At 71.6% G+C, this 26,392-nt stretch carries 27 protein-coding genes; 12 read left to right on the top strand and 15 right to left on the bottom strand.

Annotation, left to right across the window (positions count from 1 at the left end; all coding sequences use genetic code 11):
• The first annotated feature begins 146 nt into the window (after window positions 1-146).
• A complete protein-coding gene (locus ACIBAE_RS18480; protein WP_399286218.1) occupies window positions 147-1,511 on the top strand; it encodes a dipeptidase in 1,365 nt (454 codons plus the stop codon).
• 173 nt (window positions 1,512-1,684) lie between these two features.
• On the opposite strand, the gene ACIBAE_RS18475 is transcribed toward ACIBAE_RS18480, so the two are convergent.
• Window positions 1,685-2,722 carry an NUDIX domain-containing protein gene (locus ACIBAE_RS18475; protein ID WP_399286215.1) on the bottom strand — a complete coding sequence of 346 codons (1,038 nt, stop codon included), beginning with the start codon at window positions 2,720-2,722 and terminating at the stop codon, window positions 1,685-1,687.
• A 233-nt stretch (window positions 2,723-2,955) separates the two neighbouring features.
• Here ACIBAE_RS18475 and ACIBAE_RS18470 point away from each other — a divergent pair, with 233 nt between their 5' ends.
• Both ACIBAE_RS18470 and ACIBAE_RS18465 read left to right on the top strand, forming a co-directional pair.
• Window positions 2,956-3,141 (top strand): hypothetical protein, encoded by a 186-nt coding sequence (locus tag ACIBAE_RS18470; RefSeq protein WP_399286213.1) that lies wholly within the window; start codon window positions 2,956-2,958, stop codon window positions 3,139-3,141.
• 172 nt (window positions 3,142-3,313) lie between these two features.
• Window positions 3,314-3,718 (top strand): hypothetical protein, encoded by a 405-nt coding sequence (locus ACIBAE_RS18465; protein ID WP_399286210.1) that lies wholly within the window; start codon window positions 3,314-3,316, stop codon window positions 3,716-3,718.
• Between the two features lie 72 nt (window positions 3,719-3,790).
• On the opposite strand, the gene ACIBAE_RS18460 is transcribed toward ACIBAE_RS18465, so the two are convergent.
• Entirely contained in the window at window positions 3,791-4,747 is a 957-nt protein-coding gene (locus ACIBAE_RS18460; RefSeq protein ID WP_399286207.1) for an ROK family protein, read from the bottom strand.
• Between the two features lie 304 nt (window positions 4,748-5,051).
• Here ACIBAE_RS18460 and ACIBAE_RS18455 point away from each other — a divergent pair, with 304 nt between their 5' ends.
• Window positions 5,052-6,092, top strand: coding sequence for a LacI family DNA-binding transcriptional regulator (locus ACIBAE_RS18455; RefSeq protein ID WP_399286205.1), 1,041 nt, complete (start codon window positions 5,052-5,054; stop codon window positions 6,090-6,092).
• Between the two features lie 106 nt (window positions 6,093-6,198).
• On the opposite strand, the gene ACIBAE_RS18450 is transcribed toward ACIBAE_RS18455, so the two are convergent.
• From ACIBAE_RS18450 to ACIBAE_RS18430, 5 genes are all read right to left on the bottom strand, one after another.
• Window positions 6,199-7,506 (bottom strand): DUF6986 family protein, encoded by a 1,308-nt coding sequence (locus ACIBAE_RS18450; RefSeq protein WP_399286202.1) that lies wholly within the window; start codon window positions 7,504-7,506, stop codon window positions 6,199-6,201.
• Between the two features lie 167 nt (window positions 7,507-7,673).
• On the bottom strand, window positions 7,674-8,636 hold the full coding sequence (locus tag ACIBAE_RS18445; RefSeq protein ID WP_399286199.1) for an electron transfer flavoprotein subunit alpha/FixB family protein: 963 nt from the start codon (window positions 8,634-8,636) through the stop codon (window positions 7,674-7,676).
• A gap of 58 nt (window positions 8,637-8,694) precedes the next feature.
• Window positions 8,695-9,480, bottom strand: a complete 786-nt coding sequence (locus tag ACIBAE_RS18440; protein WP_399286196.1) for an electron transfer flavoprotein subunit beta/FixA family protein — start codon at window positions 9,478-9,480, stop codon at window positions 8,695-8,697.
• Between the two features lie 197 nt (window positions 9,481-9,677).
• On the bottom strand, window positions 9,678-10,184 hold the full coding sequence (locus tag ACIBAE_RS18435) for a flavin reductase family protein (protein WP_399286193.1): 507 nt from the start codon (window positions 10,182-10,184) through the stop codon (window positions 9,678-9,680).
• A 171-nt stretch (window positions 10,185-10,355) separates the two neighbouring features.
• Entirely contained in the window at window positions 10,356-10,766 is a 411-nt protein-coding gene (locus tag ACIBAE_RS18430) for a TlpA family protein disulfide reductase (protein ID WP_399286536.1), read from the bottom strand.
• A gap of 81 nt (window positions 10,767-10,847) precedes the next feature.
• On the opposite strand from ACIBAE_RS18430, the gene ACIBAE_RS18425 reads away from it, so the two are divergent.
• Window positions 10,848-11,291 carry a DUF4395 domain-containing protein gene (locus ACIBAE_RS18425; protein WP_399286190.1) on the top strand — a complete coding sequence of 148 codons (444 nt, stop codon included), beginning with the start codon at window positions 10,848-10,850 and terminating at the stop codon, window positions 11,289-11,291.
• Between the two features lie 137 nt (window positions 11,292-11,428).
• Window positions 11,429-12,157, top strand: a complete 729-nt coding sequence (locus tag ACIBAE_RS18420) for a lysophospholipid acyltransferase family protein (RefSeq protein ID WP_399286187.1) — start codon at window positions 11,429-11,431, stop codon at window positions 12,155-12,157.
• 138 nt (window positions 12,158-12,295) lie between these two features.
• On the opposite strand, the gene ACIBAE_RS18415 is transcribed toward ACIBAE_RS18420, so the two are convergent.
• Genes ACIBAE_RS18415 through ACIBAE_RS18405 form a run of 3 tightly spaced genes read right to left on the bottom strand, consistent with a single transcriptional unit; the run spans window position 12,296 to window position 15,551 of the window.
• Window positions 12,296-13,384 (bottom strand): threonine aldolase family protein, encoded by a 1,089-nt coding sequence (locus ACIBAE_RS18415; RefSeq protein ID WP_399286184.1) that lies wholly within the window; start codon window positions 13,382-13,384, stop codon window positions 12,296-12,298.
• The gene (locus ACIBAE_RS18410; protein WP_399286534.1) at window positions 13,363-14,127 is read right to left on the bottom strand and encodes an SDR family NAD(P)-dependent oxidoreductase; all 765 of its coding nucleotides are present in this window, start codon (window positions 14,125-14,127) and stop codon (window positions 13,363-13,365) included. Before ACIBAE_RS18410 ends, ACIBAE_RS18415 begins: the two co-directional genes overlap by 22 nt.
• Before the next feature lie 26 nt (window positions 14,128-14,153).
• The gene (locus tag ACIBAE_RS18405) at window positions 14,154-15,551 is read right to left on the bottom strand and encodes a DUF6421 family protein (protein WP_399286182.1); all 1,398 of its coding nucleotides are present in this window, start codon (window positions 15,549-15,551) and stop codon (window positions 14,154-14,156) included.
• A gap of 339 nt (window positions 15,552-15,890) precedes the next feature.
• On the opposite strand from ACIBAE_RS18405, the gene ACIBAE_RS18400 reads away from it, so the two are divergent.
• Window positions 15,891-16,544 carry a glycerophosphodiester phosphodiesterase gene (locus ACIBAE_RS18400; protein WP_399286532.1) on the top strand — a complete coding sequence of 218 codons (654 nt, stop codon included), beginning with the start codon at window positions 15,891-15,893 and terminating at the stop codon, window positions 16,542-16,544.
• A 106-nt stretch (window positions 16,545-16,650) separates the two neighbouring features.
• Here the strand turns inward: ACIBAE_RS18400 and ACIBAE_RS18395 are convergent, their stop codons facing one another.
• The gene (locus tag ACIBAE_RS18395) at window positions 16,651-17,199 is read right to left on the bottom strand and encodes a GNAT family N-acetyltransferase (RefSeq protein ID WP_399286179.1); all 549 of its coding nucleotides are present in this window, start codon (window positions 17,197-17,199) and stop codon (window positions 16,651-16,653) included.
• A gap of 247 nt (window positions 17,200-17,446) precedes the next feature.
• Between ACIBAE_RS18395 and ACIBAE_RS18390 the strand changes: the two genes are divergently transcribed.
• Window positions 17,447-17,971 (top strand): DUF3592 domain-containing protein, encoded by a 525-nt coding sequence (locus ACIBAE_RS18390; protein ID WP_399286177.1) that lies wholly within the window; start codon window positions 17,447-17,449, stop codon window positions 17,969-17,971.
• A gap of 90 nt (window positions 17,972-18,061) precedes the next feature.
• On the opposite strand, the gene ACIBAE_RS18385 is transcribed toward ACIBAE_RS18390, so the two are convergent.
• From ACIBAE_RS18385 to ACIBAE_RS18370, 4 genes are read right to left on the bottom strand one after another with little or no spacing between them, the layout of a single operon-like run.
• Window positions 18,062-18,916 (bottom strand): NAD-dependent epimerase/dehydratase family protein, encoded by an 855-nt coding sequence (locus ACIBAE_RS18385; protein WP_399286174.1) that lies wholly within the window; start codon window positions 18,914-18,916, stop codon window positions 18,062-18,064.
• A complete protein-coding gene (locus ACIBAE_RS18380; protein ID WP_399286171.1) occupies window positions 18,916-19,818 on the bottom strand; it encodes a carbohydrate ABC transporter permease in 903 nt (300 codons plus the stop codon). Before ACIBAE_RS18380 ends, ACIBAE_RS18385 begins: the two co-directional genes overlap by 1 nt.
• Window positions 19,819-19,834: 16 nt before the next feature.
• Window positions 19,835-20,842, bottom strand: a complete 1,008-nt coding sequence (locus ACIBAE_RS18375; RefSeq protein ID WP_399286168.1) for a carbohydrate ABC transporter permease — start codon at window positions 20,840-20,842, stop codon at window positions 19,835-19,837.
• Window positions 20,839-22,230 carry an ABC transporter substrate-binding protein gene (locus tag ACIBAE_RS18370; protein WP_399286165.1) on the bottom strand — a complete coding sequence of 464 codons (1,392 nt, stop codon included), beginning with the start codon at window positions 22,228-22,230 and terminating at the stop codon, window positions 20,839-20,841. Before ACIBAE_RS18370 ends, ACIBAE_RS18375 begins: the two co-directional genes overlap by 4 nt.
• Before the next feature lie 170 nt (window positions 22,231-22,400).
• Here ACIBAE_RS18370 and ACIBAE_RS18365 point away from each other — a divergent pair, with 170 nt between their 5' ends.
• From ACIBAE_RS18365 to ACIBAE_RS18350, 4 genes are all read left to right on the top strand, one after another.
• Window positions 22,401-23,186, top strand: a complete 786-nt coding sequence (locus ACIBAE_RS18365; protein ID WP_399286162.1) for an IclR family transcriptional regulator — start codon at window positions 22,401-22,403, stop codon at window positions 23,184-23,186.
• Window positions 23,187-23,290: 104 nt separating this feature from the next.
• Window positions 23,291-24,577, top strand: a complete 1,287-nt coding sequence (locus ACIBAE_RS18360; RefSeq protein ID WP_399286159.1) for an enolase C-terminal domain-like protein — start codon at window positions 23,291-23,293, stop codon at window positions 24,575-24,577.
• Window positions 24,574-25,233: a ThuA domain-containing protein gene (locus ACIBAE_RS18355; protein ID WP_399286156.1), complete on the top strand. Its 660-nt coding sequence runs from the start codon at window positions 24,574-24,576 to the stop codon at window positions 25,231-25,233. Before ACIBAE_RS18360 ends, ACIBAE_RS18355 begins: the two co-directional genes overlap by 4 nt.
• Window positions 25,218-26,297, top strand: coding sequence for a Gfo/Idh/MocA family protein (locus ACIBAE_RS18350; protein ID WP_399286154.1), 1,080 nt, complete (start codon window positions 25,218-25,220; stop codon window positions 26,295-26,297). The genes ACIBAE_RS18355 and ACIBAE_RS18350 overlap by 16 nt, the downstream gene beginning before the upstream one ends.
• The last annotated feature ends 95 nt before the right edge of the window (window positions 26,298-26,392 follow it).

Here is a 26,392-nt window from a genome sequence, read left to right as displayed (position 1 = left end):
GTGCTTCTGCTCCTGATCCGACCGGTGACCCCTGCTGACGAACGGCATCCTACGGCGCGGGTGCCCCGACATCGCTGTGGGAGGATCGGCAGTGCCTTCGACGTACACCCACCCGGAACAACGTCGCACCCACGAGGAGCGTGCCCATGACCGCCCATCCGATCTCCGAGACCGTAGCGTCCCTGATGCCCCGCGCCCGCGCGGAGCTGACGGAACTGGTCGCTTTCCGGTCGGTGGCGGACCCGGCGCAGTTCCCCCGGAGCGAGTGCGAGGGCGCCGCCGCCTGGGTCGCCGACGCGCTGCGCGCCGAAGGATTCCAGGACGTCGCGGCCCTGGACACCCCGGACGGCACCCAGTCCGTCTACGGTCTGCTCCCCGGCCCCGAGGGGGCGCCGACCGTGCTGCTGTACGCGCACTACGACGTGCAGCCGCCGCTGGACGAAGCCGCCTGGGTGTCACCGCCCTTCGAGCTGACCGAGCGGGACGGGCGCTGGTACGGGCGCGGCGCGGCCGACTGCAAGGGCGGCTTCGTGATGCATCTGCTCGCCCTGCGCGCCCTCAAGGCCAACGGCGGCGTGCCGGTGAGCGTCAAGGTCATCGTCGAGGGGTCCGAGGAGCAGGGCACGGGCGGCCTGGAGCAGTACGCGGAGGCGCACCCCGAGCTGCTGACCGCCGACACCATCGTCATCGGCGACTGCGGCAACTTCCGGGTGGGGCTGCCGACGGTGACGGCGACGCTGCGCGGAATGACCATGGTGCGTGTCTCGGTCGACACGCTCGAAGGCAACCTGCACTCGGGCCAGTTCGGCGGGGCGGCGCCGGACGCGCTCGCCGCGCTCATCAGGGTCCTGGACTCGCTGCGCGCCGAGGACGGCTCCACCACGGTGGACGGTCTTCCGGCGGACGCCGAGTGGGACGGACTCGCTTACGAGGAGGCCGACTTCCGCGAGGACGCCAAGGTCCTCGACGGCGTCGGTCTGATCGGCGGCGGCTCGGTCGCGGACCGGATCTGGGCGCGTCCCGCCGTCACCGTCCTGGGCATCGACTGTCCTCCGGTGGTGGGCGCGACCCCGTCCGTGCAGGCGGGCGCGCGGGCGCTGGTCAGCCTGCGGGTGCCGCCGGGCCAGGACGCCGCCGAGGCGACGAAGCTGCTGACCGCGCACATCGAGAAGCACACCCCGTGGGGCGCGCGGGTGACGGTGGACCAGGTCGGCCAGGGCCAGGCGTTCCGCGCGGACACCTCCAGCCCGGCGTACACGGCGATGGCCGAGGCGATGCGGATCGCGTACCCGGGCCAGGAGATGCAGACCGCCGGCATGGGCGGCTCCATTCCGCTCTGCAACACGCTGGCCACGCTGTACCCGGAGGCGGAGATGCTGCTGATCGGACTCAGCGAGCCGGAGGCGCGGATCCACGCGGTGAACGAGAGCGTCTCGCCGCAGGAGCTGGAGCGCCTCTCCGTCGCCGAGGCCCATTTCCTGGCCAACTACGCCCGTTCCCAGCAGGCTTGATCGGGTGGACCGATCCGGGTGCGGCGGGCGTGCCCGGCACGTCCGCCGCATGAGCCTCGTGAGGAGCTGTGCCGTGGACGGGGCCGGTTCGGGGCCCCCGGCCGCACACCCCGCCGGGCCCCTCGGCGGGGGCGCTGAGCCGACCGCTCGGCGGGCGCGCTCAGCGGGCGCGCTCAGCCGACCGGGACGCCGTCCTCCAGGTTGAGTACCGTCCCGCGTTCCCGGGCGCGCAGGGCCCAGCGCAGTCGCTCGTAGCGGCCGGGCGGCAGCAGGTCCGCCGCCTCCTTCTCGCCGACGAAGCGCCAGGCGCGCAGTTCGGGGCCCGGCAGGAGCAGTCGTCCGGCGTCGTCCCCGGACAGCGGGCCGCCGTCGAACAGCAACCGCAGCCCGCCGTATCCGGGCGGACGCGGCGGCTCCCAGTCGATGACCAGCAGCCGGGGCACCTCGGTGAGCGCTATGCCCAGCTCCTCGGCGACCTCACGTATCCCGGCGCGGGCGGGCGCCTCGCCCCGTTCGACCACGCCGCCGGGGAACTCCCAGCCGGGTTTGTACGTGGGGTCGACGAGCAGTACGCGGTCCCGCTCGTCGAAGAGCAGCACCCCCGCCGCGAGGGTCTCGGCGGTGGGCTCGGGTGTCTGGACGATCTGGCAGACGCCGGCCGCGCCGCTCAGTACCGCCGCCGCGACGGCCACGGCCGCCTCCCGGGCCGTGAGGCCGGTGGTGTCGATCACATGGGCGTCGCGGCTCAGCCAGCCGAGTGCCGCGCGGTAGGGCTCGATGTGCTCGTAGCACCACCGCCGGGTGTGCTCGTTCGCCGCGGGATCGTGCTCGATGTCCTCACGGGCCGCGATACGCCCCCGCAGGATCGTTTCGTCAGCCGCCAGCAGCACATGCCGTACGGGTATGCGCCGGGAGGCGAGCCCGCCGAAGATCTCGTCGCGGTACTCCTGGCGCAACAGGGTCATGGGGACGACCAGGGTCCCGCCCACCTCCGCGAGCAGCGCCGCCGCGGTGTCCACCACCAGCCGCCGCCAGATCGGCAGGTCCTGGTAGTCGCTCACCTCGGTGAGCCGTTTCTGCGGCAGCAGCCGCGCCAGTTCCCCGGCGACCAGCTCGGGATCGTACACAGTGCTGTTCGGGATCAGGTCGACCAGTTCGCGCGCGGTACTGGTTTTGCCCGCTCCGAACGCACCGTTGACCCAGACGATCACGGTTCCCCCTCTTCCGTAGCCCCCAGAGGACTGCCCGGAACACCCTGCCACGAAAACTCCGGCGGGATCAGAGGGCCCGGACACAGCTCGGACACCCGGATGTGTCCGAGCTGTGTCCCGTTCGAAGCCGCCGTGGCCGGTAATCGGCCTACTCTACGAACCGATGTCCATGTCGGGCCGTAACAGATCCCTGAGGAACATCGTTGGAACTCGATGTGACAAGGGGGTACCCAATGCGCCGGACGGTGCTGGAGAAGTTTCCCGCGGGAGGACCGCGTGGCAGCTGGCCCGCGGAGGAATTCGCGCGGGCCAGGCGGGACGAAGGTACGCCCGCCGAGGTCGTGATGGATCTCGACTCGGACTTCTTCCTGGTCGTCGTACCGCAGCAGGCGACGGATTCCGCCCTGGGCTCTCTCTGAGTGCTCGCGCGTGCTCGCCGAGGGCTCACCGAGTGCCCTCCGAGCTCCGAATGCACTCCGGGTTCCCCCGGGCCGGGCACCGTCCGGCCGTGCCCGGAGGCCCGGGAGCGGTGGTGTCGCCTGTGGGGCCCCGTCCCACCGTTCGAGTGCCGTACGAACCGGAGAGCCCGAAATGCCCAGAACATCGGCCGCACCGGCCACCTCACCCCGCCCGCGCGCCCGCCAGTCCGCCCTGACCCTCGCGCTCGCGGGGATCGCGGTCTCGCTGACCGCCCCGCCCGCCATGGCCGACAGCAGCGCCTGTACCCATCACTTCTCCGGCCCGCAGATCTGCGTCCGGCTGGACGGACAGGGCGGCCGGAACGCGGTCACCGGGATCTGGACCAACCCGCCCGCCGATCTCGGCTCCCGCGAGGTGTCGCTCTTCCGGAACGGCCAGCTCGTCGACACGGCGACGGCCACCCGCTCGGACCGGGCACTGACCCACACCTGGCCGGCCACGGACACCGGCACCGACACGGAGCTGTGCGTGAAGTTCCAGGGCAGCCGGCGCACGGCCTGCCAGACCACACGCTGACCGCCGGGCCGGGCGGCGGGGCGGTCAGCCCGGGCCGCCCCGGGCGGTCGGTCAGCCCGGACCGCCCCGGGCTCAGCCGCTGACCGCCGCCGTGGCGCCGCGACCGGTGGGCGCCGCGGCCGCCGCGGCGCCGACCAGGCCCGCGTCCGTACCGGTCAACGCCGGGGCGATGGTCAGCCGCTGGACGAAGGAGAGCGTGGCGTAGTCCTGGAGCGAGCGGCGCAGCGGGGCGAAGAGCACCTCACCCGCGTTGGCCACGCCCCCGCCGATGACCGCGATGTTGATCTCGACGAGCGTGGCCGTCGCGGCGATCCCGGCGGCCAGCGCCTGGGCGGCCCGCTCGAACGACGCGATCGCGACCGGATGACCGGCGCGGGCGGCGGCGGCCACCGCGGCCGCCGAGGCGTCACCGTCCGGCCCCGGCTGCCAGCCGCCCTCCAGCGCCCGGCGCGCGATGTTGGGCCCGCTGGCGATCCGCTCCACGCAGCCGCGGGCGCCGCACGGGCAGAGGTCGCCGTCCAGGTCCACGCTGATGTGACCGATGTGACCGGCGTTGCCCGTCGGCCCGGGGTGGAGCGTGCCGTTCAGGACGAGCCCTCCGCCGACGCCGGTGGAGACCACCATGCACAGCGCGTTCTCGTAGCCGCGGGCCGCGCCCTGCCAGTGCTCCGCCGCCGTCATCGCCACGCCGTCACCGACCAGCGTCACCGGCAGCCCGCCGGTGGCCCGCCGCACCCGCTCCACCAGCGGAAAGCCGCGCCAGCCGGGGACGTTGACCGGGCTGACCGTACCGGCGGAGGCGTCCACCGGCCCCGCGCTGCCGATGCCGAGCGCCGTGACCGAACCCCACAGGGGGGACGCGGCCACCTCGGCGAGGACCTCCTCGACGGCACGCATCACCGTCTCGCCGTCCTCCCGCGCGGGCGTCGGCCGCTGGGCCCGTACGAGAATCCTGCCGTTGCCGTCCACCAACGCGCCGGCGATCTTGGTGCCGCCGACGTCGAGTGCGGCAACGGGGTCGGTATGCATCGGGCTCGGATCTCCAGGGGGGTGAGGGGCATCCGCGCGGGCGCGTGCGGACCACGCGGGCGCGGGATGAGACGAAGCGGACGAAACCAGCGGAGTCATAGCTTCGATGAACAGTCTCCATTCCCCTGACAACGTTGTCCAGGGCCTATGCTCGACGCCCCGGCGTCGGATGGCAAACCGACGGCGGCCAGACGGCAACCCGGGCCACGACCGAAGCCCCGGCCGACTCCCGACCGGGCCGGCCGGACCCGCGAACCGAACCCACGAACCGGACCCCGACCGGACAACGACAGGACAGCGCACTGTGCCCGACACTCCCCGCCGCTCCGAACCCCGTTACGGCAACCGGCCCACGATGAAGGATGTGGCCGCGCGCGCCGGAGTGGGGCTCAAAACGGTCTCCCGTGTGGTCAACGGAGAGCCGGGTGTCACCACGGACACCGAGCGCCGGGTGCGGGAAGCCATCGATGTACTGGGCTTCCGGCGCAACGACTCGGCACGGGTGCTGCGCAAGGGCCGTACGGCCAGCATCGGCCTGGTCCTGGAGGATCTGGCCGACCCCTTCTACGGGCCGCTGAACCGCGCCGTGGAGGAGGTCGCGCGCGCCCACGGCGCGCTGCTCATCAACGGCTCCAGCGCCGAGGACCCGGAACGGGAGCGGGAACTGGTCCTGGCGCTCTGCGCGCGCCGGGTGGACGGGCTGATCGTGATCCCGGCCGGGCACGACCACCGCTATCTGGAACCGGAGATCAAGGCCGGGGTGGCGACGGTCTTCGTGGACCGCCCCGCCGGCCTGATCGACGCGGACACGGTGCTCTCCGACAGCTTCGGCGGCGCCCGCTCCGGCACCGCCCACCTGATCGCACACGGCCACCGGCGGATCGGGTTCATCGGCGACCAGCCCCGGATCCATACGGCGATCGAGCGGCTGCGCGGTTACCGCACCGCGATGGAGGACGCGGGGCTGACGATCCAGGAGGACTGGGTCTCGCTCGGCACGACCGCGCCGGAGCGGGTGCGCGAGGCAGTGGTCTCGATGCTCGCCGGTCCCGCACCGGTCACCGCGATCATCACGGGCAACAACCGCGTGACCGTGACGGTCGTACGGGTCCTGGCCACGCACCGTCGTCCGGTCGCCCTGGTCGGCTTCGACGACATCGAACTGGGCGATCTGCTGGACCCGGGGGTCACGGTCATCGCACAGGACGCCGCCACGCTGGGGCGGACGGCCGCGGAGCGGCTCTTCCACCGGCTCGACGGCGCGGCCGACGCCCCGTCACGGGTGATCCTGCCGACGCGGCTGATCGCCCGGGGATCGGGCGAGATCCCGCCGCCCACGGACTGAGCCGGAAGGCCGGGGCGACCGGGCGGAGCGCGCCCAGGGCCGCGCCCGCGGGGACGCCGGGCGGAGCGCGAGGCCCCGTCGCCCGGGAGGGCACCGGGCGCCGGGCCTACCGGGCCGTCGCCCTCCGGGCCGCGCGCCGCGGGATCGCGAAGGCCTCCAGGTCCGCCCGGGTCAGGCCGGTGAGCCGGCCGACCTCGTCGCGGTCGAGCGCGCCGCAGTCCAGGCCGCGCAGCAGATAGCCGCTGAGCGCCTTGGCGGTGGCGGGCTCGTCCATGACGTCAGCGACGGCACCACCCGTCTTCGCCACGTACGCGGCCAGCCGGGCCGCGGCCGGCTCCAGGCCCTCGCGGTAGAAGGCGTACACCGCCGCGTACCGGGTGGGCAGGTGGGCCGGATGCATGTCCCAGCCCTGGTAGTAGGCGCGGGCGAGCGCCCGCCGGGTGAGGCGGTAGTGCAGCCGCCAGGCCTCGTGGACCCGGGCGCTCGGGCCGACCGGCAGGACGTTCGTCGAGCCGTCGCAGACCCGCACCCCCGTACCGGCGGCGGCGACCTGCATGACGGCCTTGGCGTGGTCGGCGGCGGGGTGGTCACTGGACTGGTGGGCGGCGCTGACGCCGACACCGGCGCTGTAGTCGAAGGTGCCGTAGTGCAGCCCGGTGGCCCGGCCCCCGGCCGCGTCGATCATCCGGGCCACGGTCGCGGTGCCGTCGGCGGCGAGGACGGCCTGGCTGGTCTCGATCTGGATCTCGAAGCCGATCCGTCCCGGGGCCAGGCCGAGCGCCCTCTCGAACTCCTCGGCCAGCCGGACCATCGCGGTGACCTGCTCGGCGTAGGTGACCTTGGGAAGGGTCAGGACCAGCCCGTCGGGGAGGCCGCCCGCCTTCATCAGCCCGCTGAGGAAGATATCGAGGGTCCGGATGGACCGGTCCCGTACGGCTGCCTCAAGGCACTTCATCCGGATGCCCGTGTACGGGGCGGCCGTGCCGTCGGCGTACGCGGCGTGCACCAGGCGGGCCGCGCGGGCGGCGGCCTCGTCCTCCTCGGCGTCCGGTCGCGTGCCGTAGCCGTCCTCGAAGTCGATCCGCAGGTCCTCGACGGGCTCGCGGTCCAGCTTGGCCCGCACGCGCTCGTACACCGGCCCGGCCAGTGCGTCGGAGAGGCCGAGGACGCGGGCCAGCGAGGCGGCGTCCGGGGCGTGTTCGTCGAGGGCGGCGAGGGCCTGGTCGCCCCAGGAGCGGATGGTGTCCGCGGTGAAGACGTCGCCGGGTACGTAGACGGTGTGGACGGGCTGGCGGGTCCCGGGATCGCCCGGGTAGCGGCGGGCGAGCTCCGCGTCGACGGCCGCGAGGGAGCGGCCGATCTCGGCACTCACCCCGCTCGCGAGGCTGGTGGTGACTGACTCCTGCTGCCCCATGCCGACGCCTTCCTGCCCTGCGGTCTGCGGTCTGCGGTCGCGCGCGGTGTGCGGTGTGCGGTCGTGCGATGTGCGGTCGTGCGATCGGGTCGCGGGCGCTGCCGGGTCGCACGCGGGGCCGCGCGGTGGAGATCACCACGCGGCCCCGGCCGTACGGAAGCGGCGGATCAGCCCTTGCGGGCCTTGACCTCTTCGGTCAGCTGCGGGACGACCTCGAAGAGGTCGCCGACCACGCCGTAGTCGACCAGGTCGAAGATCGGGGCCTCGGAGTCCTTGTTGACGGCCACGATGGTCTTGGAGGTCTGCATGCCGGCGCGGTGCTGGATCGCGCCGGAGATGCCCGAGGCGATGTACAGCTGCGGGGAGACCGACTTGCCGGTCTGGCCGACCTGGTTCGCGTGCGGGTACCAGCCGGCGTCGACGGCCGCGCGCGAGGCACCGACGGCCGCGCCGAGCGAGTCGGCCAGCGCCTCGATGATCGCGAAGTTGTCGGCGCCGTTGACTCCTCGGCCGCCGGAGACCACGATCGCGGCCTCGGTCAGCTCCGGGCGGCCCGTCGACTCGCGCGGGGTGCGGGAGACGATCTTCGTGCCGGTGGACCCGCTGCCGAAGGTCACGGCGAGCGCCTCGACGGTGCCGGCGGCCGGAGCGGCCTCCACCGGGGCCGAGTTCGGCTTCACGGTGATGACCGGAGTGCCCTTGGAGACCCGGGACTTGGTGGTGTACGCGGCGGCGAACACCGCCTGCGTGGCGACCGGGCCCTCGGCGCCCGCCTCCAGATCGACGGCGTCGGTGATGATGCCGGAATCGATGCGGACGGCGAGCCGGGCCGCGATCTCCTTGGCCTCGGCGGAGGACGGGAGGAGGACGGCGGCAGGCGAGACCGCCTGGTAGGCGGCCTGCAGCGCGTCGACCTTCGGTACGACGAGGTAGTCGGCGAACTCGGCGGCGTCGGCGGTGAGGACCTTCACCGCGCCGTGCTCGGCGAGCACGGCGGCGGTGGCCTCGGCGCCCGCACCGAGCGCGACGGCGACGGGCTCGCCGATGCGGCGGGCCAGGGTCAGCAGCTCAAGGGTGGGCTTGCGGACGGCGCCGTCCACGTGGTCGACATAGACGAGAACTTCAGCCATGGGAACGCTCTCCTGCGAATGCGAAGTATCTGGGGGCGGTTGAGGGAGTGACCGAAGGTCAGATGAACTTCTGCTCCGCGAGGTAGGCGGCGAGCTGCTTGCCGCCCTCGCCCTCGTCCTTGACGATCGTGCCGGCGGTACGGGCCGGGCGCTGGGTCGCGGAGTCGACCGCCGTCCAGGCGCCCGCGAGACCCACCGCGGCGGCGTCGATCTCCAGGTCCGACAGGTCCAGGGTCTCCACCGGCTTCTTCTTGGCGGCCATGATGCCCTTGAAGGAGGGGTAACGGGCCTCGCCGGACTGGTCGGTGACCGAGACGACGGCGGGCAGGGACGCCTCCAGCCGCTCGCTCGCGGAGTCGCCGTCGCGACGGCCCTTGACCAGACCGCCGTCGACCGAGACCTCGGAGACCAGCGTGACCTGCGGGACTCCGAGCCGCTCGGCGAGCATGGCGGGCAGCACGCCCATGGTGCCGTCGGTGGATGCCATGCCACAGATGACCAGGTCGTAGCCGGTCTTCTCGATGGCCTTGGCGAGCACCAGGGACGTGCCGAGGGCGTCGGTGCCGTGCAGATCGTCGTCCTCGACATGGACGGCCTTGTCGGCGCCCATGGAGAGCGCCTTGCGCAGCGCGTCCCTGGCGTCCTCGGGGCCGACGGTCAGTACGGTGATCTCCGCGTCGTCCGCCTCGCCGGCGATCTGCAGCGCCTGCTCGACCGCGTACTCGTCGAGCTCCGACAGCAGTCCGTCGACGTCGTCCCGGTCGACGGTCAGGTCATCGGCGAAGTGCCGGTCGCCGGTGGCGTCGGGCACGTACTTCACACAGACAACGATCCTCAAGCTCACGCCGGCTCTCCTACTGCATCGTCATTTCTGGGCTGCCTTGTTGCACGCAGCATAGGCGCCTTACCGGGCGGTTTCCGGTCGGGAGACCGGCGCACCCGAGTAAATATTACTCGCCAGTACACCCAGAGTGTTCCCGCCGGGCAAGCCCTGTGAACTGTGACATGCCCAACGCGGGACGGATGCGGGGAAGGGAACTCTCAGTCGCGCAGCGCGTTGAAGCGTCCCTGGTGGTAGAGGAGAGGACGGCCGGCTCCGGCGGGGTCCCCGACGACCGCCTGGGCGATCACCACGCGGTGGCCGGCCGCCGGGACGCGGGCGACGACGCGGCAGACCAGCCAGGCCAGTACGCCGTCCAGCACGGGCACGCCCTCGGGTCCGGTCCGCCAGGCGGTGGGCGGCGCGAACCGGTCGGCGCCGCTGCGCGCGAAGGTGCCGGCCAGCTCTTCCTGGTGATCGCCGAGTATGTGCGCCCCTATGTGGGACGCCTCGGAGAGGACCGGCCAGCTGGAGGAGGCGGTGTCCACGCCGAAGGAGATCATGGGGGGCTCGGCGGCCACCGAGGTGAGGGAGGTGGCGGTGAATCCGACAGGGCGCTCACCCTGGGCCGTGATGACCGCGACCCCCGCCGCGTGCCGCCGGAAGACGGAGCGGAGCAGATCGGGAGAGGCCAGTCGGGGAGTGCCGAGATCGGGCGTAGCCGTCATCGAGTTGTCCTTCTGCGGGGAGAGAGGAGGCGGGTCCGTGGCTGCTCAGACAGCCGGACAGCGCGCGCTCGCATTGCGAGCCAGGTCGACATCGGCCCGCCCGTGGAGAAGGAGTTCCTGGGGCATCTCGTCAGGGTGACGAGGCGTGGCCGCCGCCGTCAAGGGCATATCTCACACCGCCTCACCCAGAGCGGCGATCACATCCACCGTGCGGGGCTGCCCGGCGGCCCTGCGCACGATGCCGCCGGTGGCGTCCAGCACGAGCACCGTGGGGGTCTTGAGGATGCCCAGCTCCCGTACGAGGTCCAGCCGCTCCTCGGCGTCCAGCTCCACATGGGCGACGCCGTCGACCATGCCGGCCACCTCGGCGAGGATGCGCCGGGTCGCCCGGCAGGGCTGGCAGAACGCGCTGGAGAACTGGACGAGCGTGGCACGCTCCCCGAGCTCCGCGCCCAGTTCGGCCGGGCCGAGCCGCCTCTCGTCGTCCCGCCGCACCGTGAGCCTCCCGTCGCTACGGCGGTGCAGCACTCCGAAGAGGCTCGCCGCCGCGAGCACCGCCGCGCACACCACCAGTCCTGTGATCGTCATCGCCGGGTGCAGCGTTCACAGAACCGCAAAATATTCCGTGGCCGCGCGGCGGCCCGGGCGCGAGATGCTGGCGCCATGGACATCGACATCAGAGGGCCGCGCTTCGGCGCGGCCGTCACCACCGTGGTATTGGCCGGCGCCCTCGTCACGGGCAGCGGCGGCCTGCTCGCCTGGCAGACGCTGTGTTTCGCGATCGGAGCGGCGGCGGGCGTGGGGCGTTCGCCGTACGGTCTGCTCTTCCGTACCGTCGTGCGCCCGCGCCTCGGGCCCGCGGCGGAGTACGAATCTCCCGCGCCGCCGCGCTTCGCGCAGGCCGTCGGGCTGGGATTCGCCCTGGTCGGCCTGGTGGGGTACTTCTGGGGGCCCCTGTGGCTGGGCATGGCGGCCACCGGCTGCGCCCTCGCCGCCGCCTTCCTGAACGCGGCCTTCGGGTACTGCCTGGGGTGCGAGATGTACCTGTTGCTGCGGCGGGCGACGGCCGCGGTGCGCCGACGCGGCGCCGGCGTTTCCGCGACGTGACGAGAATCTCGCCGTACGCGCAGACCAGGACTGGCCACCGGGGCCCGTATGGGGCACGATCGGCCCAATGCCGAAAACCTACGGCTGCGTAACTTCCGCAGGGAGAACCTCCCCGGAACAGAAGGGTCCTCAACCAGATGGCAGAGCTCGTCTATCGGCCGGTCATCGGCGCCGCCCGCACCCTGTTCAAGGCGCTGGACCTGAAGATCGACACTCAGGGTTCCGAGTACATCCCGCGCACTGGTGGCGCCGTGCTCGTCAGCAACCACATCAGCTATCTGGACTTCATATTCGCGGGACTCTCGGCACTCCCCCAGAAGCGGCTGGTGCGCTTCATGGCGAAGGAGTCGGTCTTCCGGCACAAGGTGTCCGGTCCGCTCATGCGCGGCATGAAGCACATTCCGGTGGACCGCGAGCAGGGGGAGCTGGCGTACGCGCAGGCGCTGGAATCGCTCCGCTCCGGCGAGATCATCGGGCTCTTCCCGGAGGCGACCATCTCGCCGTCGTTCACCCTCAAGAGCTTCAAGTCGGGTGCGGCGCGCATGGCGCAGGAGGCGGGCGTTCCGCTCGTCCCGATGGCGCTGTGGGGCACCCAGCGGGTCTGGACCAAGGGCCGGCCGCGCAACTTCAAGCGCAGCCACATCCCGGTGACGCTCCGGGTCGGTGAGCCGCTGGAGGCGCCCGCGGACCAGTACGCGGGTGCGATCACCCGGCGGCTGCGGGACCGGGTGCAGGAGCTGCTGGAGGCGGCGCAGCGCGCGTATCCGGTCCGCCCGAGGGACGCGGACGACACCTGGTGGGTGCCCGCACACCTCGGTGGGACCGCGCCGACCCCGGCCGAGGTCCGCGCGGCGGAGATCGGCTGAAACGTCTTTTCGCCGGCCGATCCGGGCCGGCGGAGGAACGTACGCCGGCTCGACGAAGAGGGCGACGAAGGAGGGCCGGCCGGATCCCCGGGGATCCGGCCGGCCCTCCTTCGTCGGCTCACGGCGCGCTGCCGGCGGCTACGCGGCCATTTCCTCCCGGAGTGCGAGCACGAAGGCGTCGACGTCGTCCTCCGTGGTGTCGTAGGCGCACATCCAGCGGACGTCGCCCGCCTTCTCGTCCCAGAAGTAGAAGCGGAAGCGCTTCTGCAGGCGCTCGCTCACGTGGTGCGGCAGCCGCGCGAAAACGGCGTTGGCCTGGACGGGATGGAGGATCTCCACCCCGTCCAGCGTGCGTACGCCCTCGGCGAGGCGCTGGGCCATCGCGTTGCTGTGCCGGGCGTTGCGCAGCCACAGGTCGCCCGCGAGCAGCGCCTCCAGCTGCACGGAGACGAAGCGCATCTTGGACGCCAGCTGCATGGACAGCTTGCGCAGATGCTTCATCGCACGCACGGCGTCCGGGTTGAGGACGACGACGGCCTCGCCGAAGAGCATGCCGTTCTTCGTGCCGCCGTAGGAGAGGACGTCCACCCCGACGGCGTTGGTGAAGGCGCGCATCGGTACGTCCAGCGACGCGGCGGCGTTGGCTATCCGGGCGCCGTCGAGATGGACCTTCATGCCCAGGTCGTGGGCGTGCCGGCAGATGTCGCCGATCTCGTCCGGGGTGTAGACCGTGCCCAGCTCGGTGTTCTGGGTGATGGACACGACCTGCGGCATCGCCCGGTGCTCGTCCTCCCAGCCGAACGCCTGCTGATCGATCAGCTCCGGGGTGAGCTTGCCGTCGGGTGTCGGTACGGTCAGCAGCTTCAGGCCGCCGACCCGCTCGGGGGCGCCGCCCTCGTCCACGTTGATGTGCGCGGACTCGGCGCAGATGACCGCGCCCCAGCGGTCGGTGAGCGCCTGGAGCGCGACGACGTTGGCACCGGTTCCGTTGAAGACCGGGAATGCCTCCGCCGCCGCACCGAAGTGGCTGTGCATGATCCGCTGGAGGTGACCGGTGTAGTCGTCTCCGCCGTACGCGACCTGGTGGCCGCCGTTCGCGACGGCCAGCGCCGCGAGGATCTCGGGGTGGGCGCCCGCGTAGTTGTCGCTGGCGAAGCCGCGCACCTCGGGGTCGTGGTGGCGGCGTGCGTCCGTCGTACGGGACCTCACGTCTCGGGGGTCAGCCACAGGCGGTTTCCGTTCACTTCCCGTGCGGGCCGGTCCCAGAGTCCGGCGATGGCCTCGGCCAGATCCGTGACGTCCGTGAAACCCGCGAACTTCGCATTGGGGCGCTCGGCGCGCATCGCGTCGTGCACCAGTGCCTTGACCACCAGGATCGCAGCCGCGGCGCGCGGTCCGTCCTCGCCCCCCGCCTTGCGGAAGGCGTCACCGAGCGCCAGGGTCCACGCCTCGGCCGCCGCCTTGGAGGCGGCGTAGGCGGCGTTGCCAGCGGTGGGCTTGGACGCGCCCGCGGCGCTGATCAGCAGATAGCGGCCCCGGTCGCTGCGGAGCAGTCCGTCGTGGAAGGCGAGGGAGGTGTGCTGGACCGTACGGATCAGCAGCTTCTCCAGCACCTCCCAGTCGGCCAGGTCGGTCTCGGCGAAGCTCGGGCTGCCGCGCCAGCCGCCGACGAGGTGGACCAGTCCGTCGATCCGGCCGAACGTCTTCTCGGTCCGCTCGGCCCACGCCCGGGTGGCGGCGAGGTCGAGAAGGTCGACCGTGTCGCCGGTGACGGTGGCTCCGGCGCGGGCGTCCCGGGCCGCGTCGACCGCTTCGCCCAGACGCGTGGTGTCCGCGTCGGCGGCGACGACCGTCGCACCGGCCGCGGCGAGCCGCAGGACGGTGGCCTGGCCGGCCGGACCGGCCGCCCCGGCCACCGCGATCACGGCTCCGTCCAGTGTCGCGCCGCTCATGTCGCTGTCTCCGGTCATGGCCGTCGTCTCCCGTTCCTGGGAACTCACGCGGCCGCTCGCTCGGTGTCGGACGCCGTGATCCCGCGCGTCGAGGCGACCACGTCCTTGAGCTTCTTCGCAAGCGCCTCGAAGAACATGCTGAGCGGAAACTCGTCCGGCAGCACGTCGTCGACGAGCTTGCGGGGCGGCTGTGTGAGGTCGAGGGCGTCGGGACCCTTGGCCCAGCGCGAGCCGGGGTGCGGGGAGAGGTAGGTGGAGACCAGGTCGTACGCCGCGAGCCAGTGGACCAGCTTGGGGCGGTCGATGCCGGCCCGGTAGAGGTCCTCGATCTCCGCGCAGAGCTGGTTGGTGACCTGCGGGGCCCGCTCCCAGTCGATGCGCAGGGTGTTGTCGGTCCAGCGCACCACGTCGTGCTGGTGGAGGTAGGCGAAGAGCAGCTGGCCACCGAGGCCGTCGTAGTTCCGCTCGCGCGCGCCGGTGACCGGGAAGCGGAACATCCGGTCGAAGAGCACGGCGAACTGGACGTCGCGGCCCTGCGGGAAGCCGTCGGCCTCCAGCTTCACGGCCTCACGGAACGCGGTGAGGTCGCAGCGCAGCTCTTCGAGGCCGTACATCCAGAACGGCTGGCGCTGCTTGATCATGAAGGGGTCGAACGGCAGGTCGCCGTGGCTGTGGGTGCGGTCGTGGACCATGTCCCAGAGGACGAAGGCCTCCTGGCAGCGCCCCTGGTCGGCGATCATCTCGCGGATGTCGTCGGGAAGGTCGATGCCGAGGGTGCTGACGGCCCCCTCGGTGACACGGCGGAACCGGGCGGCCTCCCGGTCGCAGAAGATGCCGCCCCAGGTGAACCGCTCGGGGGCCTCGCGTACGGCGATGGTCTCCGGGAAGAACACCGCGGAGTTGGTGTCGTAGCCCGGGGTGAACCCTTCGAAGGTGATGCCGCAGAAGAGCGGGTTGTCGTAGCGCGTGCGCTCCAGCTCGGCCAGCCAGTCGGGCCAGACCATGCGCAGCACGACCGCTTCGAGGTTGCGGTCCGGGTTGCCGTTCTGGGTGTACATGGGGAAGACGGCCAGGTGCTGCAGGCCGTCCGCCCGGTCCGCGGCGGGCTGGAAGGCGAGCAGCGAGTCCAGGAAGTCGGGCACGGCGAAGGCGCTGTCGGCCCAGGCGCGCAGGTCGGCGACGAGCGCCCGGTGATAGCCGGCGTCGTGCGGGAGCAGCGGGGAGAGCCGCTCGACCGCGGTGATCACCCGGCCGATCACCTCCTCGACGGCGGCGCGGGACGGGGCGCCGTCGGAGTCGAAGTCGATGGAGCCGTCCTTGGACTGCCAGGGGCGGATCTCCTCGACGGCATTCTTGAGTTCGGGCCAGGCTGGGTGATCGACCACCCGGGCAGCGCCGGCTATATCGGGTACAGCGGCGTCCTGCGCAAGAATTTCCGTCATGTCACGTCCTCCACCGTAGAACTTGGCGTCGAATCACCGTATAGGCCGACCGTTCTTCTTCACAACCGGAAGCGGTACAAATTATCCTGTCGACCCCCCATGGTCACCGCCATTTTTCCTGCGGTTGTGGGGTGAGACACACGCATCCGTCGCTTCGCACGGCACCGGGCCCGTGGGGGGAGCGGCCCCCGGGCCACGGCGCCGGCACACCGAGCGGGTGTGCCGGGCGGCGCGACGGGGCAGAGCTTGCCGGGAGCGGCACCGGGCCGCCACGCGGAACCCGCGGTCGACGGAATCGAGCGAGTCGTGAGTTTCCTCATCATCGGTCACCGGGGGGTGATGGGTGTCGAGCCGGAGAACACCCTGCGGTCCTTCGTCCACGCGGAGCGCGCGGGCATGGACGCCATCGAGCTGGATCTGCACCTGAGCAAGGACGGCGCCCTCGTCGTCATGCACGACACGGACGTGGACCGTACGACCGACGGTACGGGCGCGATCGCCGAGCTGACCCTCGCCGAGCTACGGGAGCTGGACGCGGGCGAGGGCGAGCGGATCCCGCTCTTCGAGGAGGTCCTGGACGTCGTACGGTCCCCGGTCCAGGCCGAGATCAAGGACGCGGCGGCGGCGCGCGCGCTGGCCGAGGTGATGCGCCGGCGCTCGCTCACCGAACGGGTCGAGGTGTCGTCGTTCCACGACGCGGCCGTCGCGGAGATCGCCGACCTGGTGCCGGGCGTCCGTACGGTGCTGATCGCGAGCCGCTGGGACGACGACGTGGTGGACCGGGCCCGTGCGGTGGGGGCCGCGACGCTGGCCCTGGGCATGCGCAGACTGACCCTGGAGGTCGTCGAGCGGGCGCACGCGGAGGGGCTCGGGGTCATCGGCTGGCTGGTGAACACCGAGGAGCGGCTGCGGCTGGCGCGTGCCTTCGGGCTCCAGGGCGCGACCACGGACCTGCCCGAGATCCGGCGGGCGGCCGGCCGGTTCACCGGCTGAGCCCCTCAGGTCCTGTCCCGGCGATCTCTCCGGGCCGGCGGAGATCGCCCGGACAGGGCCTGGTCGCACGACGCGGCGGGTACGGCCGCCGGCGCCGGTACGGAGGTCAGACGAGGGGCTTGACCAGCAGTTCGAACGTGAGGTCGTCGCGCTGCGGTATGCCGAAGCGTTCGTCACCGTACGGGAAGGGGATCAGCTTTCCCGTACGGCGGTAGCCCCGCCGCTCGTACCAGGCGATCAGTTCCTCGCGGACCGTGATGACCGTCATCTGCATCTGGCTGACGCCCCAGGTCTCGCAGGCGATGCGCTCCGCGCCGGCGATGATCCGCCGGCCGAGGCCCTCGCCCTGCAGACCGGGCGCCACCGCGAACATGCCGAAGTAGGCGGCCTCACCTCGGTGCTCGATCTGACAGCAGGCGATCAGATCGCCCTCCCGCTCCACCACCAGCAGCCGGCTCCCCGGTGCCTCGATCACGTCCAGGACGCCCTGGGCGTCGGTCCGCTGCCCTTCGAGGATGTCCGCCTCCGTGGTCCAGCCGGTACGGCTGCTGTCCCCCCGGTAGGCCGACTCTATGAGCATGACGAGCGCTGTCGTGTCGGCCGGCGTGGCGTCCCGGTAGGTGAGTTCGCCGACGGGGCGCGGGGCGGTGTCCATGGGTGTGCGGTCTCCGTATCTGCACTGCTGCTGAGCCGTCCCGCAGCCTAACGCGGCTCTCCCGGCCGGGACAGGGGCGTGCGCGGAGAAAGCGGGCGCCCGCTTTCTCCGCCGTCGCCGCCCCCGGCGCGCCCCGGCCCGGGTGCGGGCTCCGGCCGGTCCGCCGGGGAGGGAACCGGATGAGGTCATGGCGCATCATTCTTCACAGAGTCGCTCCACGGAGCGCGGTCACCTCGGGGGGAACCAGATGTCAGCAATCGGCGGGGCCTTCGGCGTACTCATCGGTCTCATCGGACTGCTGTTCGCGTGCGTGGGGGCGGGGCTCGGGATCACCCTGCTGTGCCGGATGCGGTGGCGCGGGCGGGCACTCACACACGGTCTGGCAGCCCAGGCACGTGTCCTGGACACCTATGTGACGCATTCCTCCCGCATCGGGCCCGACCAGCCGGGAGACACCAGCACCCGGCATGTGATCCTCGGTTTCCGTACCCAGGACGGCCGCGACATCCGGATCGAGGACACCTCGGGTCTCCCCCGCGTCATCGGCGACCTCGTCCAGGTCCGTTATCTGCCGGAGCGGCCGGAGCGTGCGGCGGTCGCCGGTACGTCCTCCGTCGGAGCGGGGGTCGGCCTGGCCCTGGGGCTCGCCTTCTGCGTGGTCTTCACCTGCGGCGGGCTGTTCTTCGCCGCGATGGGCTTCGGGGTCGGCTGGCTCGGCTTCGGTACGGAGTCGGAATTCGGCACGGTGATCGACCCGGGCATGCTGCCCTGAGACCGCCACGGGGCCGTCCGTGCCGCGCGTCCTTCGCGGCCCGGACGGCCCCCGATCGCTCTTCTCAGACCCCGGAGTCAGACCCCGGAGTCAGACCCCGGAGTCCTCCGGCGCGCGCCACCCGTGCCGGGGGACGAACCCCAGCAGCTCGGTGCAGAGGCCCGTGTCGAACAGCGAGCTGTGGCCGGCGAGTTCGGCGAAGGCCGGTACGCCGGGGTGGTAGCGCTCCATCAGTACGGCCGTCGGGATCGGCGAGGAGGTGTCGGGGGCGGCGACATTGACGACATGACAGCCCGTCAGTTCGGCTTCGAGAGACCGCCGGACGGCCTCGGCCGCGTCCCGGGTGTCGAGCCAGCCCCACAGGTCCATCCGATGGGCGGCCGGATCGGACCGGATCGCGTCGAGCTGGCGCTCCAGCCGTTCGCCGGTCCCGGTGAAGGGGAAGCGCACACAGACGATGTCGGTGCCGTAGCGCCGGTGGGTGGCGCGGGCCACCTCCTCCAGGACGACCTTCGAGAGCCCGTAGGGGTCCTGGACGACGATCGGGTGTTCCTCGTCCAGCGGCACGTAGCGCGGTGACCGCGGCACCGGCGACCAGGCGAGGCCGACGGCCGACAGGCTGGAGGCGGCGACCACCCGGCGGATGCCGTGGCGGCCCGCCTGGTCCAGCACCCGGTGCGCGGTCAGGCAGTTGGTGGCGAACAGGGCGCTCGCGTCGGGCATGTTGGGATGGGGGATGGCGCCGAGATGGACGACCGCCTCGGCCCCGTCCATCGCTTCGGCCACCAGGTCGGGATCCTGGAGATCCCCGGTGTGGACGGTGTCGACGCGCGGATCGTCGACGGGGACGAGGTCGGTGGCGACGATCCGGTGGCCCTGGGCCAGCAGGTCGTCGATGACGAAGCGTCCGATGTGACCGGCGGCGCCGGTGACGAGCACGCGCATCAGCCCTTCACCGCCCCGACCAGCCCGTTGACGAAGTACCGCTGCAGGCTGAGGAAAAGGAGGATCACCGGGATGACCACGATGAGCGCACCCGCCATCAGGTTGTTGTAGTGGGGCACGTTCTCGGCGGAGAGCGTCTGGAGGCCGAGCGGCAGGGTGTACGTGTCCGGGTCGTTGAGCGAGACCCGGGTCAGCAGGAATTCGTTCCAGGTGGGGATCGCCGTCAGCAGCGCCACCGTGATCAGCGCCGGTCTGGCCAGGGGCAGATAGACGCTGGTGAAGACGCGCAGCTCGCTCGCCCCGTCGACACGCGCGGAGTCGCGCAGCTCGGCCGGGACGGCGAGGAAGGCCCCGGTCATCAGCAGGACGGACAGCGGGGCGCCGCCGTTGACGAAGGGGAGGACGAGTCCGAAGTGCGACCCGAGGATGCCCATGGTGTTCTCCAGCAGCACGATCGGCAGCATAACCGTGATGCCGGGCACGAAGAGCAAGGAGACGAAGAGCTTCTGGAGCACGCCGCGGCCGGGGAAGCGCAGCACGGCGAAGGCGTAGCCGGCCGCCGCGTAGATCACCAGCGTCAGCACCACGGTGTAGAGCGTGACCAGCAGGCTGTTCAGGAAGAAGTCGAAGAAGTGCAGCTTGTTCCAGGTGTCGACGATGGTGTCGAAGGTCGGGTTCCGCGGGATCAGGTGTCCGCCGCGTACGACTTCCGCCTGGTCCTTGAAGGCGGCCGAGACCATCCACAGGAACGGGTAGACGCTGACGAGGCCGTACAGCCCGAGCAGGACGCCGACGACGGTACGGGCGATGAGCCGGCGGGTACGGGCCGTGGCCTCGTGGGGCGCGGCGGGCCGGGCGGGGGGCTGTGCCCGGCGCCGGGTGTCGAGCGGGATCGATGTCATGTGGTGCTCCGCGATGTCATGTCTTGCTCCGCAGCGCCCGGAGATTGATCAGGGCGAGGACCAGGGCGGCGGCGAACAGGATCCAGCCGAGCGCGCTGGCGAGCCCGAGGGTGGGCGCGAGGTTCTTCAGGAACGCGAGGCGGTACGCCTCCAGGCCCAGCACATTGGTGTGGTCACCGGGGCCGCCGTTCGTCATCACCAGGAAGGTCTGGAAGCCCTGGAGGGATTCGCGCAGGTTGAGCAGCATGACCACGGCGGTGATGGGCCTGACCAGCGGCCAGACGACCGACGCGTTGGTACGCCACCAGCCGGCGCCGTCCAGCTCCGCGGCCTCCAGCACGCTGCGGTCGACCCCTTGCAGTCCCGTGAGGTAGAGGAGCATCGCGACCGGGACCTGCCCCCAGATGGTCACCACGATCATGGTGGGCAGTGCGGTGGCGGGGTTGCCGAGCCAGCCCTGGGGCTGGCTCAGGGAGCCGAGTCCCAGGCCGTCCAGCAGGGCGTTGACCGCGCCGTCCGGCTGGAGGATGTACTGCCAGGCGAAGAAGACCGCGACGCCGCTGGTCACGTACGGCAGGAAGTACACCGAGCGCAGCACCGACCGTAGGCGCCTGACCCGGTTGAGGAGTACGGCCAGCGGAAAGGAGACCGCGACGGTCAGGGCCGGTGCGGCGATCATGACCCAGAGGGTGTTGAGCGCGGCGTGCCGCAGGCGGGGCGCGTAGACGGGGCTGCGCCACAGCAGGTCGGCGTAGTTGTCGAGACCGACCCAGGTCCACCGGGGGGTGAAGCCGTTCCAGGTGGCGAAGGAGAGCGCGAAGCCGTATCCGACGGTGTACAGGCCCATCAGGCAGAAGAGGACGACCGCCGGGCCGACGAACAGGTACCCGGTGATGCTCTCGTACGAACGCGGTCGCCGGCGGGGCGTCTTGCCGGCCGCGCCGGGGGCCCCGGCCGGGAGACGGCGGCTCTCGCCACTGCCCCCGGACGCCCCCGGTGCGGCCTGTCGGGGAGCCGTGGTCACTGCCGCGCCGCCGCCCAGTAGGAGCTGTTGAGCTGACGGAGCTGACGGGCCGTCTCCTCGACCGACTGCTGCTTGAGGGGGGTGAGGTCGGCGAGGATCTCGCCGGCGTCGTCCTGCTCGTAGCCCGGGGCGCGGAATTCGTTGCCACGGCTCGGGTCGTACGTGTTCTCCGGCGTGCCCTTGAAACTGTCGACCATGGCGGCGAGCGCGGGGCCGAGCACGGCGGATGACTCCGCGCCGAGTTCGGTGGCCGGCACATCGGAGGCGTCCTTGGCGAACCGCGCGGCGATCTTCCCCTCGGAGAGGAATTCCATCCACTTCCTGGCGTTCTCCGGCTGCTTGCTCGTCGCGGCGACACTGAGGCCGGTCAGTGCGAGCGGGCCGAGCGCGCGGTCCGGGACCGCGCCGTCCTTCGGGGAGGGCAGCCCGAACGTGAACACGTCGTCGGGGCTCATCCCGTTCTGCTGGAGGAAGGCGAGGGTGAAGGTGCCGCCGATGTCGAAGGCGGCCTTGCCCTGCGCGAATGCCTGGTCGGCCTGGTCGATGGTGAGGCTCTGGGAGCCCGGCATCCAGTACGGCGTGAGCTGGTCGTAGAGGCCCAGCACCTTGATGCCGTCCGGGGAGGCGAAGTCGGCGCTCTTGTCCTTGCCGAAGAGTGCCTCGTACTTCACCTGTCCGAGCTGGCTGAACGCCAGAGGCTGGAGGACCCAGGTCAGGCCGGTGGCCTGGACCTTGAGGCCGAGGGCGAGGCCGCCGTTCTTCGGGTCCTTGGCGGTGGTGGCCTTCAGCGCGGCCAGGAAGCCGGCCCAGTCGGCCGGGGGTTCGGTGATGCCCGCGTCGGCCAGCGTCTTCCTGTTGGCGTAGACGATGCCGAAGGTGCCCACGGTGAGCGGCACGCTGTAACGGGCGCCCTTCTCGATGCCGTGGTCCCTGGCGGTGCCGGGCCGGGAGTCCTTGAACCGCTGGTCGGTGACGAGGCCGGACTGCTGAACGGGTCCCTGGATCCGGTCCGCCCACGCGCCCTTGAAGTCGCCGCTGAGATCGGACACGACCCCGGCGGCGCCGAAGACCCGGTCCTCGCCGTCGGAGTGCACTTCCAGTACGTCCGGCAGGTCGCCGGTCTTCGCCGCGCTCTGCACCTTGGTGGTGTAGGCGTCGTCGGGCGTGTAGGCCTCGACCTTGACCGAGATACCGGTCCGCTTCTCGAATTCGGCCGCGGCGGTGCGCAGCGCGGCGACATGGGACTGCTTGAAGGTCCACATCTCCAGCGAGTTCGCGTCGCTGCCGGAGCCGGACGATCCGCCGCAGGCGGAGAGGGTGGTGAGCGAGAGCGCGGTGGCCGCGGCGACCGCCGCGCGCCGGACATTCCGCGAGAAAGATATGCGCATGGCCCCTACCTAAGGATCAACTATTCAGAAGGCCGTTCAGAAGAGCGAATGACGTTGGAGTGACTGAACTTATGGTCGTGGTGATATAGCGTCAAGACGCACGTCGAGATTTCGTGCTGACCGGTTGGCCGAGGGGCTCCGGTGCGGGAAGCGGAGGTTCCGTGGAATCGGTGGCAGCAGCAGCGCGCGGGCGCAGGCCCGAAGAGGTCAAGTCCGCCGCTCGGGTACTTGAGGTGCTCGAACTACTCGGCGCGGAGGGCGCCCGGTTCTCGCTCGCCGAGATGGCCGGCGCGATGGCCGTGCCCAAGAGCAGCCTGCACGCGATCCTCCGGACCATGGAGGCCCGCGGCTGGGTGGATCTCGATCCGTCCGGCACCCGCTACAGCCTCGGCCTCAAAGCCCTGCTGACCGGGACCGCGTATCTGGAGGGCGACGATGTCGCGAGCCTCGCGGGACCGGTGCTCGACGCCCTGGCGGAGGAGACGGGTGAGTCGGTCCATCTGGGCAGACTCGATGGCACGGACGTCGTCTACCTGGCCAAACGCGAATCCCGGCATGCCCTGCGGATGTACTCGGCGGTGGGCCGCCGGCTCCCCGCGCACGCCACCGCACTGGGCAAGGCGATGCTCTCCCAGTACGACGGGGCCGAGGTGCGGATGCGGCTCAACTGGCCGCTGGAGCGGCTCACCCCGGACACCGTCACCGACCCGGACGAGCTGCTGGCCCAGCTGGCGCGGGCGCGGCTGCGCGGCTGGGCGGCGGAGGACGGCGAGAACTCGCCGGACATCCGGTGCGTGGCCGTCGCGCTGGGCACCGGCCACGGCGGCGGCGACGCGATCAGCTGCTCGGCGCCCAAGAGCCGGATGGACGACGCCCGTGCCGAGGAGGTGGCCGGCGCGGTCACCGAGGCCGCTTACGCGCTGCGGACCCTCCTCAAGCGGCTCGGACAGCACTGAGCCCGTTCCGGGCTTGATTAAGTAGAGTCATTGACAAATCTGGTTGCCGCTCCCTACGTTCGGGTAGCAGAACATCATTCTGCCATCTGTACGCTGGAGTTCGCATGGCTCAGCCTGATGCCCGCTCCGAGGTCCTCGCCCCGGCTCCCTGGGTCGAGGAACGCGGCGCCAAGATCCGCATCACGGCCGTACGCACGTTCCTGACAGCCCCTCACGGCTGCCCCCATCTCATCGTCCGTGTCGAGACCAACGAACCGGGGCTGTACGGCCTGGGGTGTGCGAGCGATCCGCAGCGCACCCTCGCCGTGCGCTCCGTACTCGACGACTACCTGGCGCCGATGCTGGTCGGCCGCGACCCCGACGACATCGAGGACATCCACCGGCTGATGCTCAACAGCGCCTACTGGCGCGGTGGTTCGATCACCGGAAACGCACTCGGCGGCATCGATGTCGCACTGTGGGACCTCAAGGCCAAGCGGCTCGGCGCCCCGCTCCACTCCCTCTTCGGCGGCCGGGTCCGCACCCGCGCCGAGGCCTACACCCATGTCGACGGCGCCGACGCCACGGAGATCGCGGACCAGGTGCTGGCCGCCGTGGAGCGCGGCTACCGGCATGTCCGTGTCCAGGTGGCGGTCCCCGGGTCCGACACGTACGGCACGAAGGCGGCGCGCGAGGTGGACGCCGGGGCGGTACGCCGCCGTGCGGTGCCGTGGGACTCCGCCGCCTACGTACGGACCGTGCCGTCCGTCCTCACGGAGGTACGCGAGCGCGTCGGCGACGGCGTGGAACTGCTGCACGACGTGCACGAGCGGCTCGACCCGCGCCAGGCGCGGGACTTCCTGCGCCGGGTCGAGGACGCGGGCCTGTACTTCGTGGAGGACCTGCTCGCCCCGGAGGACGCGGCGCACTTCGCGGCGCTGCGGGCCGGCTCCTCCGTACCGCTCGCGGTCGGTGAACTCTTCAGCGACGTGGGCCAGTTCCTGCCGCTGCTGGAGGGCCCCTCCATCGATTTCGCCCGGATCCGGATCCCGACCCTGGGCGGTCTCACCCCGGCCCGCAAGCTGGCGGCCTTCTGCGAACTGCGCGGCGTACGGCTGGCCCCGCACGGGCCCGCCGACGTCAGCCCCGTCGCCCAGGCCGCCACCCTCGCCCTGGACATCAGCAGTCATGCCTTCGGTGTCCAGGAGGCGGCGGCCTTCAAACCCCCGGTCGCCGAGGTGTTCCCCGGCACGATCACGGCCCGCGACGGGGGCCTCGCACCGCATGAGACACCCGGCCACGGCGTCGACTTCGACGAGGCCGCCGCCCGCCGTCACCCCGTGCCCGAGCCGCTGGAGCACGACCGCTGGGCCCTGCTGCGCAACACCGATGGGAGTGTGCAACGACCGTGACATCCGATGCCCGAAGGGCTCTTGTCGTCCGTGGCGGCTGGGAGGGACACGAGCCCGTGAAGATCACGGAGCTCTTCCTGCCCTTCCTGCGCGAGCACGGCTACGACGTCCGGGTCTCCGACACCCTGGACGTCTACACCGACGCCGAACTGCTCGCCGGCACCGACCTGGTGGTCCACTGCTGGACGATGGGCGAGATCACCCGGGAGCAGAGCGCGGGGCTCGTCGCGGCCGTCCGCGCCGGCACCGGTCTGGCCGGCTGGCACGGCGGGATCGTCGACTCGTTCCGCGGTGACCTCGGCTACCAGCTGCTCACCGGCGGACAGTTCCTGATGCACCCGCACGGTTTCTCCGACCACGCGGTCACCCTGGTCGAGGAACAGGCCGACCATCCCGTGATCGCCGGTCTGGCCGACTTCCGGGTCCACACGGAGAAGTACTGGGTGGCCACGGACCCGCTCATCGACGTCCTGGCGGCGACGGAGTTCGAGGCGGACGGGGACAGGTCGCGGCCGGTCACCATGCCGGCCGTATGGACCAGGAACTGGGGCGCGGGCCGCGTCTTCGTCTCCGCCATCGGCCACAAGCCGGACGACTTCGATGTACCCGAGGTACGGACACTCACCGAGAGGGGGCTCCTGTGGGCGAGCCGCTGAGGATCGGCATGGTCGGCGCGGGCAAGATCAGCGGCGCCTATCTGGACACCATGGAGCAGCTGGACAACGTGACGCTCACCGCCGTCACCGATCTCGATCCGGGCCGCGCCGGGGCGGCGGCCGCCCGGGTGCCCGGGGCGGAGGCGGTGGGCTCGGTGGCGGAGCTGGTGGCCCGCCCCGATGTCGACGCCGTCCTGAATCTGACCATCCCGGCGGTCCACGCCGAGGTCGCCCGGGCCGCGCTCGCCGCGGGCAAACACGTCTACGGCGAGAAGCCGCTGGCCGCCACCCGTGAGGAGGCGGACGCGATGCTGGCCGGGGCGGGCGCCGACGGGCCCCGGATCGGCTGCGCGCCGGACACCGTCCTCGGCACCGCCGTCCAGACGGCCCGGAAGGCGGTCGACGACGGGCTGATCGGCAGGCCGGTCGCCGCGACGGCCTTCATGACCACGGCGGGACACGAACGCTGGCACCCTGACCCGGAGTTCTACTACCGGCCGGGCGGCGGTCCGCTGCTCGACATGGGGCCGTACTACCTCTCCGCGCTGGTCCATCTGCTGGGGCCGGTCGTGAAGGTCACCGGCGTCGCCTCCCGGCCGCGCGCGGAGCGGGAGATCGGCAGCGGGCCCCGGGCCGGCGAGCGGTTCGCGGTCGACGTGGACACCCATGTGACCGGCGTCCTGGAACACGCGGGCGGGGCGCTCACCACACTGGTGATGAGCTTCGACATCCAGGCCGTGCGGCTGCCGCGCATCGAGGTGTACGGCACGGAGGGCTCGCTGTCGCTGCCCGACCCCAACGGCTTCGACGGGCCGGTCGATCTGCACCCGGCCGGCGGGGAGTGGGAGACCCTCCCGGTCTCCGCCGGATACGCCGGTGCGGGGCGCGGCGTCGGTCTGCGGGACCTGGCGGACGCGATCGCCTCCGACCGTCCGCACCGTACCTCGGCGGATCTCGCGCGCCACGTCCTGGACGTGATGCTGACGCTGCTCGACGCGGCACGGGAGGGCTGCTCGCTCCCGGTCGCGAGCAGCTGCGAGAGGCCGGAGCCCGTGGGCCGTTAGCCTCGCGCTTTCATGAAGCGGGGCGTCCGATGGGTGGTCAGGTAAGCGAAAAGTGCCTCTGACCAGCAAGAATGAGGATTGTCGAGGTCCTTGTT

Origin of the sequence: Streptomyces sp. NPDC051569, from assembly GCF_044454085.1 — a bacterium.
Taxonomy (GTDB): domain Bacteria; phylum Actinomycetota; class Actinomycetes; order Streptomycetales; family Streptomycetaceae; genus Streptomyces.
The sequence above is the reverse complement of the archived record's forward strand: the minus strand, read 5'-3'. Positions and strand labels throughout refer to the sequence as shown.